Origin of the sequence: Enterococcus sp. DIV0703 (genome assembly GCF_051711065.1) — a bacterium.
GTDB classification, from domain to species: Bacteria; Bacillota; Bacilli; order Lactobacillales; family Enterococcaceae; genus Enterococcus_B; species Enterococcus_B hirae.
The window spans coordinates 2526443-2538964 of sequence record NZ_JBIOLX010000001.1; the positions used below are offsets into that span (position 1 = coordinate 2526443).

General features: G+C 34.0%; 12 protein-coding genes and 2 pseudogenes. 4 read left to right on the forward strand and 10 right to left on the reverse strand.

The genetic code is table 11. The annotated features are described in order from the left end of the window. Positions 1-23 precede the first annotated feature (23 nt). A complete protein-coding gene (locus IGK81_RS11560; RefSeq protein WP_002287852.1) occupies positions 24-1424 on the reverse strand; it encodes a glutamate decarboxylase in 1401 nt (466 codons plus the stop codon). A 12-nt stretch (positions 1425-1436) separates the two neighbouring features. Beyond that, on the reverse strand, positions 1437-2948 hold the full coding sequence (gene gadC / locus IGK81_RS11565) for a glutamate:gamma-aminobutyrate antiporter (RefSeq protein WP_002287851.1): 1512 nt from the start codon (positions 2946-2948) through the stop codon (positions 1437-1439). A gap of 971 nt (positions 2949-3919) precedes the next feature. On the opposite strand from gadC, the pseudogene IGK81_RS11570 reads away from it, so the two are divergent. Both IGK81_RS11570 and IGK81_RS11575 read left to right on the forward strand, forming a co-directional pair. Beyond that, positions 3920-4405: pseudogene (locus tag IGK81_RS11570) on the forward strand (IS256-like element ISEfm2 family transposase); the annotation flags it as partial. A gap of 195 nt (positions 4406-4600) precedes the next feature. Then, positions 4601-5176, forward strand: coding sequence for a thymidine kinase (locus tag IGK81_RS11575; protein WP_002287847.1), 576 nt, complete (start codon positions 4601-4603; stop codon positions 5174-5176). A gap of 42 nt (positions 5177-5218) precedes the next feature. Here IGK81_RS11575 and IGK81_RS11580 read toward each other — a convergent pair whose 3' ends face one another. After that, positions 5219-5386: a hypothetical protein gene (locus tag IGK81_RS11580; RefSeq protein WP_154067201.1), complete on the reverse strand. Its 168-nt coding sequence runs from the start codon at positions 5384-5386 to the stop codon at positions 5219-5221. Here IGK81_RS11580 and IGK81_RS11585 point away from each other — a divergent pair. Next, a pseudogene (locus IGK81_RS11585) lies at positions 5382-5585 on the forward strand (IS256 family transposase); the annotation flags it as partial. The gene IGK81_RS11580 and the pseudogene IGK81_RS11585 overlap by 5 nt on opposite strands. A gap of 172 nt (positions 5586-5757) precedes the next feature. Here the strand turns inward: IGK81_RS11585 and IGK81_RS11590 are convergent. From IGK81_RS11590 to rlmH, 6 genes are all read right to left on the reverse strand, one after another. Continuing rightward, entirely contained in the window at positions 5758-6150 is a 393-nt protein-coding gene (locus IGK81_RS11590; protein ID WP_002287845.1) for a hypothetical protein, read from the reverse strand. A 427-nt stretch (positions 6151-6577) separates the two neighbouring features. After that, positions 6578-7270, reverse strand: a complete 693-nt coding sequence (locus tag IGK81_RS11595) for a hypothetical protein (RefSeq protein ID WP_002287844.1) — start codon at positions 7268-7270, stop codon at positions 6578-6580. Between the two features lie 299 nt (positions 7271-7569). Then, positions 7570-8739, reverse strand: coding sequence for an IS256-like element ISEfa13 family transposase (locus IGK81_RS11600; RefSeq protein WP_002287843.1), 1170 nt, complete (start codon positions 8737-8739; stop codon positions 7570-7572). Positions 8740-8809: 70 nt separating this feature from the next. Further along, a complete protein-coding gene (locus IGK81_RS11605; RefSeq protein ID WP_225309889.1) occupies positions 8810-9271 on the reverse strand; it encodes a PD-(D/E)XK nuclease family protein in 462 nt (153 codons plus the stop codon). Then, the gene (locus IGK81_RS11610) at positions 9235-9360 is read right to left on the reverse strand and encodes a hypothetical protein (RefSeq protein WP_002294150.1); all 126 of its coding nucleotides are present in this window, start codon (positions 9358-9360) and stop codon (positions 9235-9237) included. The genes IGK81_RS11605 and IGK81_RS11610 overlap by 37 nt, the downstream gene beginning before the upstream one ends. 202 nt (positions 9361-9562) lie before the next feature. Beyond that, a complete protein-coding gene (gene rlmH, locus IGK81_RS11615) occupies positions 9563-10042 on the reverse strand; it encodes a 23S rRNA (pseudouridine(1915)-N(3))-methyltransferase RlmH (protein ID WP_034700436.1) in 480 nt (159 codons plus the stop codon). Between the two features lie 452 nt (positions 10043-10494). On the opposite strand from rlmH, the gene IGK81_RS11620 reads away from it, so the two are divergent. Continuing rightward, positions 10495-11781, forward strand: a complete 1287-nt coding sequence (locus IGK81_RS11620; RefSeq protein WP_010737045.1) for a S1C family serine protease — start codon at positions 10495-10497, stop codon at positions 11779-11781. Between the two features lie 57 nt (positions 11782-11838). Here IGK81_RS11620 and ytpR read toward each other — a convergent pair whose 3' ends face one another. After that, a complete protein-coding gene (gene ytpR / locus IGK81_RS11625; RefSeq protein WP_010737044.1) occupies positions 11839-12444 on the reverse strand; it encodes a YtpR family tRNA-binding protein in 606 nt (201 codons plus the stop codon). Positions 12445-12522 lie beyond the last annotated feature (78 nt).

Sequence of the window (12522 nt, forward strand, 5' to 3'; positions counted from 1 at the left end):
CTTTTATATTTCTCTGAAGAATTTTAGTGAGTAAAGCCGTACGTTTTCACATCCTGTTTTTTATGATAAACAATATGAGCTTTATTCAACTCTTCAATTGCTTGGTTCATATCTTGTACATAATCACCAGCCATGTTCATTCCAAAGTCTGCTCGAACAACTAAGCGTTGAATAATTAATTGATCCAAGTCTTTAGGTAATGGGTAGGCTGGGACTTGCCATCCCTTCATTAACAGACGATCAGATAAATCATATAGTGTCCATTCGCGATTGGGATCTTCTTTCAGCTTATAGCACACAACTGGCAATTCTGATCCATCATTAATGATTTCAAAAATACCAGTTTTTTCGATCTCTTTGGCTAAATAAACAGCAACATCATGAGTTCTTTGGTGAATATCACGATAACCATCAAAGCCATAGCGTACAAAGTTGTAGTATTGCCCAATTAGTTGTGCTGCACTATGAGAGAAGTTGATAGCCATAGTTGGCATTTCTCCACCTAAGTAACTAACTTTAAATACTAATTCTTCTGGTAAGTATTGTTGGTCACGCCATAAGACCCAACCCACACCTGGATATACCAAACCATATTTGTGACCTGAAGAATTAATTGAGATAACATTTTTCAATTGAAAATCCCAAACTAGATCAGGTTCAGTAAATGGTGCATAAAAGCCACCCGATGCAGCGTCAACATGAATGTATACTTTATAGTCAGTTTGTTTATTGTGAGCTTCAACTAAATCATTCAGACCCTTGATATCATCATAACGACCAGTGTAAGTAATACCCATAATACCTACAATACCAATTGTGTACTCATCCACATAATCCATGACAGTATCTAGATTAATTGACATATGTTTTTCATCCATTGGGACTTCTCTCAGTTCCACATCCCAATATACACAGAATTTTTCCCAACAAACTTGGTAACCAGAAGAGATCACCAGGTTAGGTTTTTTTGCTTGAATATCAAGACCTAATTTTTCAGCACGTTTACGCCAAGCAAATTTCATGGCCATACCACCCAGCATGCAGGCTTCTGAAGAGCCGATCGTTGAAGTTCCCATGAATTTTTCATTATTTGGAGCATGCCATAAATCAGCAATCATATTTACACAGCGGTTTTCAATTTCCGTTGTTCGTGGGTATTCTGATTTATCAATTGCATTTTTTTCTAACGTTTGGGTCATCAATTTCACTGCTTCAGGTTCCATATACGTTTGACAAAAAGTAGCTAAGTTTAATCGCGCATTTCCTTCATCCAACATCTCGTCTTGTACTAATTGATAAGCAATTCGTGGTTCAATGGATTCTTTGTTTAACTTATATTTAGGCAAGTCAACATCCTCACTTGCAGAGCCAAAAATTGGTTCCAAATAGTTTTTTTCTTCTTGATTATCTTTTCCGTATAACATAATGAATTCCTCCTAATGTTTTAAAATATGTTCATCATTTTTTGTAACGTGGTGCTCTCCTCTAGCAGCTGGATAAACAGCGGGATTAACGTCTTCAGCTTTCACGTGAGTAGGTTCCTCAATAGTTGTGTGAGCACTTTTATCATGTACTTCATAAATGATAAAAGGTAAAAGAACAGTCACTACAAAGCTAATAAGTAGTATGATTTGGTATGTTCGGTGCTCACTAGCTGCAATTGAAGCTGGTGGTACAAAAGAGATAAGCAATGCGAACACTGATAAAATAAAACCAATTCCACCGATAATCGTTTTGCCAACAGTTTTTCCTGGTACATTGTAAGTTCGTTTTAAGTCTTTTTTCTTAAAAACTAATACAAAGTAACCTAGGAAAAATAGTAAATATCCTACGAGATAAATGACAACAGTTAAGGAGATTGCTACTAAGAATGATAAATTGTTGCCTCCTCCACCAAAAGTTAAGACTGCTGCCCAAATAGTAACGATAATTCCTTGTATCATAATCAACGGAACTGGAACGTCTTGTTTATTAGTTTTCCGGAAGAAAACTGGTAACAGACCTCGCTGAGCAGCTGCAAACATCCCTCGTGATGGACCAACTACCCAAGAACTAACTTCACCCATAACGCCACAGGCAATCATGAGAGCAATCACTTTTACCAACCAATGTAAATGACTGTTAAAATGTAAAATAAGCGTTTCAAATGTTTGGATTACACCAGCACTGAGAGACAAGTCATGTTGTGGAATAACCGCTGCTACTGAGAAACCGCCGATTGCATCTAAGGCGATGGCCAAAATCACTAGTAAAAACATTGCCAATGGGTAGTTTCTTTGGGGATTTTCCAGCTCATTAATATGTGATGCTGAAGCTTCTACGCCCATATAAGCCAATATAAAAGATACAAATACTACTAAAGTTGAAAGCTGAGAAAAGTCAGGAATAAAAGCTTTCGCATTAATAGCCATTTGAATCGGATTACCGCCGATAAAGTAGGCTGCTGCTAAACCAAAGAGAATGATCGAAGGAATAACAATTCCAATGACAAATCCTGCTTTAGCAATTTTAGCGGTACGATTGGTCCCGCCCAACTGTGAAAAAGTCAGTACCCAGAAAATGACTAATACACCAATAAACTTGATAAATGGATCTGTATTAAGCTCTGGAAAATTAATTACATACGACAGCGCTCCTAGTATGAAGTAGATCATTGTAATAAAACCTACTGTAATTTGAAACCATTGGAAAAAAATAGCTGCAAAACCAAAACGTTCTCCTAAAGTTTGACTAACCCAACTGAAAATCCCACCATCTTTCCATCCTTCAACTGTTGCCATTTCTGCAGCACATAAAGCAACTGGTAGAAACCATAAAATACCTCCCAAAAGAAGAAAGAAAACCAAATGTAATTGTGATGTTGCAAAGGTCGGATACTCATAAACAGTCAAAACCATGGAAGCTGTCAGGGCAAAAAAACCGAATAGAGATAACTTTTTTTTATTCATATTATTACTTCCCTTTCCTATTTAATTTGTCATTCCTACCAAGGTTATGGAAAATCGCTTATTTGAGCTTGCATTATTTTGTCCACCTCTTTTCTACAAGACAAAGTATAGCAAGCAAAATTCTTCTCCACTTCCAGAATTTTTTATTTTCATTTTTAGAAAAGTGAAAAAACTGACAACAAAAGCTTGTTTCTTTCACTCTATTAATATCTTTAGTGAAAAAGCTCGTTTTATATCGTATTCTTCCAGCGAATGTACTTCTCATAAGTCCAAAAAAAGCTGCGAAAAAGAAAGTACCTCGGTACCTACTTTTTCGTAGCTGCACATAACTTGAGCAAGTATTAATCGAAGATACTTTTGTTGAGAGTGTAAAATATTTTGTGTAAATAGAAAAAAAGAAGAAAGAAAACCAAATGTAATTGTGATGTTGCAAAGGTCGGATACTCATAAACAGTCAAAACCATGGAAGCTGTCAGGGCAAAAAAACCGAATAGAGATAACTTTTTTTTATTCATATTATTACTTCCCTTTCCTATTTAATTTGTCATTCCTACCAAGGTTATGGAAAATCGCTTATTTGAGCTTGCATTATTTTGTCTACCTCTTTTCTACAAGACAAAGTATAGCAAGCAAAATTCTTCTCCACTTCCAGAATTTTTTATTTTCATTTTTAGAAAAGTGAAAAAACTGACAACAAAAGCTTGTTTCTTTCACTCTATTAATATCTTTAGTGAAAAAGCTCGTTTTATATCGTATTCTTCCAGCGAATGTACTTCTCATAAGTCCAAAAAAAGCTGCGAAAAAGAAAGTACCTCGGTACCTACTTTTTCGTAGCTGCACATAACTTGAGCAAGTATTAATCGAAGATACTTTTGTTGAGAGTGTAAAATATTTTGTGTAAATAGAAAAAAGGAAGTCCCTTCTGTAGAATAGAGTTACCACAACACATTCACAGAAAAGAGGACTTCCATATGAACGATTTTACTACAGAAATTCTAAAGACTCTAGCGAACAAAGGCGATTTGAATGAATTATTCCGTGTCCATTTGGAAAAAGCTGTCAATACGCTTCTCAAAACGGAGTTAACGGCTTTCCTCGATTACGAAAAGTACGATCGCATTGGTTTTAACACGGGTAATTCTCGTAACGGCTCCTATGACCGTACGGTCAAGACCGAGTATGGGGAACTTCATCTCCAGATTCCGCGCGACCGCAATGGCGAGTTCAAGCAACAGACTGTTCCTGCTTATAGACGGACGAATGACACATTAGAGGAGACCGTCATTCACCTCTTCCGAAAAGGTATTACCATGTCGGAAATCGCAGACTTGATTGAGAAAATGTATGGGCATCACTACACGCCCCAAACCATGTCCAACATGACTAAAGTGCTGACTGAAGAAGTAAATGCATTTAAAGTTAGAACTCTAAATGATAAGTATGTCGCTATTTTCATGATTCCTTCAGTTTTTCAGATGATATACCACTCAAAAAACAATATGAGAGATGTTCAGGAATACCATCTCTAATGGCTTATAAATTGGTTTTAGGGATAGTAGATGTTATAGACATATCAAGGAATAAACGAGCAGCTGCATAAAAGCAGATGGAATTAAGGAATAATTGAATTGTAAAAGAAGGGAATAAATTTAATGGCACAATTATTTTACAGATATGGAACAATGAATAGTGGAAAGAGTATTGAGCTACTGAAAGTGGCTCATAATTATGAAGAACAAGGGAAGAGAGTTATCATAATGACAAGCGCAATAGATACTCGATCAGGATTTGGAAAAGTTGAGAGTCGTATAGGTGTTTCGAAACCAGCTATTGCAATTACTTCTGAAATGGATGTGTACGGAGAATTAGTGGAGATTATTGATCAGTACGGAAAAGTTGATTGTATTTTGGTCGATGAGTCTCAATTTTTAAGTAGAGAGAATATTATTGATCTATCACTTATCGTAATGAATGAGGAAGTACCAGTAATTTGCTATGGATTGAAGAATGATTTTCAAAATAATCTCTTCAAGGGATCCGAAGCATTATTGACATTTGCTGATAAAATTGAGGAAATTAAAACTATTTGCCATTTTTGCAATAAAAAGGCTGTAATGAATGCTCGTATTGTTGATGGTATTCCAGTTTATTCAGGTGAACAGATTGTAGTAGGAGGTAATGAAGATTACCTTTCGGTATGTCGCAACCACTACTACAACGAAGATTGAAATAAAAAACGTGTAATCAAATAATTGATTACACGTTTTTTATTATTCTGTTAAAGGTTGAGGATCAGAAATTTTTAGGTATCTATAATCCTCACCTAAAAATCCGTTAAAACGAAGTAAAACATCATGACCATTTAAATCAGTTGGAACTAAAATTGGAATTAATTTATCAACAGTAGTTTTGTTGTAAAGTTCAAAAGTGTTCTCCATTCCTTCTGGTTCTACAATCGAATCTTTCAATAAACAAATCAAGAAATACAGCCGCAGAAAAGAGCAGTTTCAAAATGAAGAATCACTAGAGCGTTTCCTAGTATCCATCTTTGATACATACAATCAAAAATTCTTAAATAGAAGCCATAAAGGCTTCCAACAAGTGACGGATACATTAGCTTCAATGTTTACTGAGTAACCCATTATTTTGCAGAAGGACGAGTTATTTACACAAAATTATTGACGCTCCCTGTTTGGAGTGGTAAAAAGATTGAGAAATTGTTTCATTAGCTATTACGATTATTATTGTAATATATTTTTATTGAAAATCAAAATTAAAATAATTCACTGTAAAAACAGGATTATTTTTTCTATTTTGGTAAGTCAACAGGAACATAGTTTTCAATTGATTCAATTGACTCATTTTCAATAATCTGATCCATAAATCCAGGGCAAATATTACCAGACAAATTATAAAACCTGCTTTCTTCTTCAGTCACTAAATTTTTAAATTCTTTTTCAGTTATAATAGCTCCAGTTTTCAAATTTTTATAGTATTTTGGTTTTTTTTTCAGATTTATTTTACTTTCTTCATATAGTTCGTAGCTGACAAAATAACCATGAGACAACTTTCGCTTAATAACTTCATTGCAATTTGGACAACGTATAGGCATTTCTTTTTTTCTATGTTTTACAATATTTCTAACTTCCTCATAGTAAAATAATGTACCACAATTAGAACACGTCAATCTATCATCTAACATAATAATCCCTCCAAATAAACATTATTAGTTAAAGTAAAATGAAAAATAATTGATTTACGTGTCTTTATTATAAATATGAAGTCAAAAAAAATCACCTATATTTTTTACTTAAAAGAAAAAATATAGAATTACAAGTCGTTCAAAAGTTTAATCACCTGTTATTATTACTAACTAGTTTCCATATGTTATCATCATAATTACTTCTTGATAATAATTCATATTACAAAATTATTCGGTACCTTTTGTCAAATCGAAATTTTCATATCAATAATAAGCGAGAATAATAAAAAGACTACTCTTTCGAGTAGCTATATACTGATGTCATCAAAAATAGAAAAGGAAACGGTGTTTAGATTGTATAATATTATGACATTTATATTCTATCTCATTATCTCCAAACATACCATTTGTTAAATTAAAACTATATCTATTGGATTGTATGTTCATTTACAATTTGTTGTGCTTTATTTGCGGTATCCTCTACATCATTTTTAGCTTTTTGAAGCTTTTCAATGTAATTATTCAAACTACTATTTTTTGACTTTTCTTCTTCTAGCTTTTGCTGAGTAGCTTGCAGTTGATTTTGAATGTTATTTTTTTCACTCAACATTTGATTAATTTGCTGGTTTAAACTATTAATAGTAGATTGTTCTTCATTAAATTTGTTCTTTTCATTTTGTAAACGATTATTCCAATCGCTATTTAATCGATTTATTTCAGCTACTTTTTGGTTAATTTCGTCTATTTTCGCATTAATTTCATTTTGTTTTCCTTGCAATTCAGAGTCTTTTGCTGACAATTGATTTTCTAAATTAGTTTTCTCTGATACTAATTGATTCTTGTCGTTTTCTAAAGATGCCACTTTTTGTTTGGAAACTTCAATATTAGTTCTTAGTTGTTCAAGAGTTTGGTTGTTTGAAGACAATTGTGAATTTAAAATACTAATTTTTTGCTCTTTATTTTCTAGAGCTGTGTCTAATATAGTTAAATTGTTGTTGATCTTTTCAATATTATCTTCCCCTCCCCATAATAAAATATTATCAGCATATTGCTTTCCGGAGAAAATTACTAACATCAATCCTATAATTACTCCAGCATTAATAATAATCTTTTTTCTCACTTTTATCTTCTCCTTCAAAAAATTTCCTTAAATAAGTTATTAAAAATTATTTTCTTCGTCAAGCTTTCTTTAGACACTTTCTGTTTTTTGTCTAAAAAATTATTTAAAAAGGATAGAGAAATTCAATTCTAAAACTATTTACTACAACTAATTTATTTATGTATCAATATTTTTTTACATTTTTTTATAAAAAATAACCACCCGAAGGTGGCTGAAGAATAAGCTTTTATTTGTAAGTTTCCAGAATAGGTTGTGTCAATAATTATGTGTAAATGGAAAAGCCCATTCTGTTGATCAAGTTAAAACATTGATTCTAATGTATCATGTATTTCTTTAAAACCTTTATGAACTCGGCATAGAAACTTTTGATTATAGTTGTTGAATTGAGATACTAGAAATCTCTCCAGAGATTCTTCATTAGGAAATTGCTCTTTTCTTTTGGTATATTTCTTTAATTGTTTGTTAAAACCTTCAATCAAATTAGTTGAATAAATAGTTCTTCTGATTGACGGAGGGAAATTATAAAAGGTTAATATAGCAGGATTCATGAGCAATTTAACCACTCGTGGATACTGCTTTTTCCATTTATCTATCATAAACCTTATTTGATTATTTGCTTCTTCTTTTGAACTTGCTTGGTAAACTAATTTGAAATCGCTACAGATTTCTTGTCGATCACTAACACGAACCTTATGAGCGATATTTCTAGATATATGGACACAACATTGTTGAAATTGAGCATTTGGATAAACACTATGAATACTATCGTCAATACCACTTAAACCATCTGTTACGACTAACAAAACCTCTTCTAAACCACGGTCTTTTAGATCTTGAAGAATCTCTTTCCAAACATAAGCAGATTCAGTTGGAGCTATAGTAAATCCTAGAACCTCTTTAGTTCCATCCAACCTGATACCAATTACTATATAGACAGCTTCTTTTGATACGGTTTGTCTTTTTAAGGGAATATGAGTAGCATCCATAAAAATGACTGAGTATTTAGCTTCTAAAGTTCTTTCTTTAAATGCCGAAACATCTTCAGACACAATTTTACTCATATTTGAAATAGTTTGTGGTTTGTAATAATGACCATACATTTTTTCGATTAGATCAGAGATTTCGGACATAGTAATTCCTTTTTGAACTAGCTGAATAATAGTGGTTTCTAAAGAGTCATTGGTTCTTTTATAAGCAGGTAAAGTTTGTTGAGAAAAGTCTCCATTCCTATCTCTAGGTATTACTAAATTCAATTCACCGTACTCTGTTTTAAAAGAGCGCGAATAATTCCCATTACGGGAATTACCTGAATTAAATCCAGCTCTATCATACTTTTCATAGTCAAGAAATACCGTTAATTCAGCTTGTAATAAAGCGTTAATAGCCAATTCTAGGTGACGACGAAACAAATCATCCAAATCACCTTTATTGATTAGTATTTCCATAATTTCTGTAGTAAAATCGTTCATATGGAAGTCCTCTTTTCTGTGAATGTGTTGTGGTAACTCTATTCTACAGAAGGGACTTCCTTTTTTCTATTTACACAAAATATTTTACACTCTCTTCAACGATATTCTTGTAAGTAATTATGCCCCAACTAGGATTTGTGGGTTCATTTCCATCTGGAGTTAAAAAAACAAAAATTTTTTTATAGTTAGAATAATTGCGTTCTATATATATTTGGTATTTATTAAGTTGCCCTCCAGACTCCGAAGACAGAATTTTATTTTCGATGCACACCACTATTTTATTTTTTTCCGATACCAATAAAATATCAATATTCTTATTTTCTCTGTAAACAATTAAATCTTCATAGCTATTAAGTAAAGCATCAAAATAATTGATAGCAGCTTTGGTATCATCATTAGAATCTATATACCTTTTCAAAAACATTTTAAAAAACTCATCAGATAAATTGTGGGTTTCATTTGGAGCAAACAAAAAAGCTAAAAAATTACTATGTCTTATTTCATTTTTAGATAGCTTAAGTATCTGAAATATATTTGTTTTCCCAGTCCATTTAGATAGTTTTCTTCAATATCATCCATATCCTCTAATAGATTTTTTAAACACTTTTTTTCATCTATCATGTTTTTTCTCCTTGCCATTATTCTAACTAAAATTTTACGTATTTGTTTCTATGTCTACATTATCTTTTTAACAGTATCTATTTTTCTTTTGCAACTTACTTGGCTACCAAAGCAAATAAAAAAGTTATTTATAAATTTCTCCCTACCACTACCTATTGCTATTATTTAAAATAGGGATAATTTTTTCTCTTAAAAAATATCATTATTTGTGGTATGGAGCACCCGCATTGATCCGAAAAGCACGGTAGATTTGTTCGACGAGGATCAAGCGCATGAGTTGGTGGGGGTAGGTCATTTTACCAAATGAGATTTGGGCGTTGCTGCGTTTCATGACGGCTTCGCTTAAGCCGAGTGAGCCACCGATGACAAAAGTGATCTGGCTTTTCCCTTTGATTCCTAGTTGGTCGATTTCTTTGGCGAAAGCTTCACTGGTTGGATTTTTCCCTTCGATTGCTAGTGCGTAGACGTATTCTTGTTCTTTGATTTTGCTCAAGATCCGCTCGCCTTCTTTTTCTTTGACTTGGCGCATTTGAGCTTCACTCAAGTTCTCAGGTGCTTTTTCATCCGGGACTTCGATTCGTTCGATTTTAGCGTATGCTTGCAGCCTTTTGACGTATTCATTGATTCCTTGGATCAAGTATTTCTCTTTTAGTTTACCGACTGAAATGATTTTGATATTCAATTGCTTTACTCCTTCATTTTTCCTCTTCATTGTTCGTTGTTCGTATTTCCTTCTTTTCTATTATAACGAAATGTTTGCTAAAAGAAAAAGCGAGTTATTTTTTATTTATTTAAAGATTCCCACATAGTTATGCACATCATCCACAGGTTTATCCACAGAAAAGACGATGATTCTGGCTTATTTTATAAGTATTTCTTAAGCAAACGTATGTTTTGCACCGATTCATCCACGTTGTCCACATCTTGTGGATAAAAAAGTGTATTGTTTTTCTGCGAGTTTTCCGCTGATTTCTACACAGGATTTGTGGAAAACTTTTTTCTTATTTTTTCATCTGAACGCAATGATTTTTCCTAAAGTTTTTCATAAAAAGTTCATAGTCTCCAAGTAGACTAATCTTAACAAATAAGTCTATACTTAGAGATAGAAGAAAATGATAAATGGAGGCAGATCACATGGAGAGAAAAGATGTGACACCAAAAATGAAAAAGAATAATGGAATCTGGCGTAAGCTGGGTCTAGGCTTAGTCGGTGGAATTATTGGGGGCTTGGTAACGGCTGGTATTTTTTATGCTGTCATGGGTTCTGGAAACGCAGCGTCAAATTCAGGTGGTCATCAAAATTCAGCGGGCGAAACTGTCGTTGAGAATGTCAAAGTCAATGTCGATTCAGATATTACGAATGCGGTCGATAAAGTCCAAGATGCGGTGGTATCTGTTATCAATCTTCAAAGCCAAAATCAAGGGACTAACGGCTTCGGTCAACTATTTGGCCAACAACAACAAGAAAGTTCTGATGATAGCAATCTAGAGGCTTCTAGTGAAGGTAGTGGTGTCATCTACAAAAAAAGTGGCAATTCCGCTTATATCGTAACAAATAATCACGTAGTAGAAGGACAACAAGGATTAGAGGTTTTATTAAAAGATGGAACAAAAGTCAAAGCTGAATTAGTCGGGACGGATGCTTATTCTGACTTAGCCGTTTTGAAAATCAGTGCAGATAAAGTGAACAAAGTTGCTTCATTTGGTGACTCTAATTCATTGAAAGTAGGTGAACCTGCGATCGCAATTGGTTCTCCTCTAGGTTCTGAATATGCCAACTCTGTGACTTCGGGGATTATCTCTTCATTGAATCGCCAAGTAACCAGCACGAACGAGTCAAATCAAACGGTCAATATCAATGCGATCCAAACAGATGCTGCGATCAACCCTGGTAATTCTGGTGGTCCATTAGTCAATATTGAAGGACAAGTGATCGGGATCAATTCAAGTAAAATTGCAAGTACTTCTGCTTCTTCATCAGGTGTAAGCGTGGAAGGAATGGGCTTTGCGATCCCAAGTAACGATGTAGTAAATATTATCAACCAACTTGAAAAAGATGGAAAAGTAACCCGTCCTGCTCTAGGGATCACAATGGTTGACCTTTCAGCCGTTTCAACCCAACAACAAGAACAAATCTTGAAAATTCCTGAGTCTGTGACAAATGGTGTGATTGTTACCAGCGTTCAACCGGCGACACCTGCAGAAAAAGCTGGCTTGAAACAATATGATGTCATTACAAAAATCGATGATACTGATGTTTCTTCTGGTGTAGAATTACAATCTGTCTTGTATCAGAAAAAAGTCGGCGATTCAGTGAAGGTCACTTACTATCGCGGAAAAGAAAAGAAAACAACAACGATTCAATTAACAATTGATCAATCCGCATTAAAACAAAGCCAATCAGAGAACTCTGGTAACTAATAACTAATTTCCTATACAAAAACAGCACGGTTGCTCGGCAACTGTGCTGTTTTTTGCTTATTTTGGAAATGCTTCGCCAATCACTGCATCTTCTGGTAAAACAAGGATCCCTTTTTCTTTCGGTGCATCTGGTAATTGTAATTCTTTCGCCGAACAAATCATTCCGTGACTTTCAACCCCACGTAATGTTCCTGGCCAAATCATCATTCCATCAGGCATCATAGCTCCTGGTTTGGCAACAACGACTTTTTGTCCTGCTTCGATGTTCGGAGCGCCACAAACGATTTGTAAGACTTCCTCTTTTCCTACTTGTGTTTCAGTGATCGATAAGTGATCAGAATCAGGATGTGGTACGCAAGTTTTGACGTAGCCAACAACGATTTTTGGTTCATTTTCTTCTGTTAACGTTTCTTCAAAACCAGCTTCTTTGATCAAGCGGTTCAACTGTGCAATTTGTTCTTCTGTTAGTTTGACCTGTCCGTTACCTTCGATCGTAAGATGGTCGGAGATATGGAAAAAATTCCAGCCAACGATTTGTCCTGTTTCATCTTTGATTTGAGCAACATTCCATTTACGGATGACCGTATTTTCGGTTCCATTGTCATTTGAGACGATGACCATCAAGGTATCTCCCACGTGCGCTTTATTATAAGCAAAAATCATGTTTTTTCCTCCATTATCCTTTGCTGACATTTATCTTAACAAAAAAAAAGTTTTTGTGCATGCTTTTTTTCATTCTTC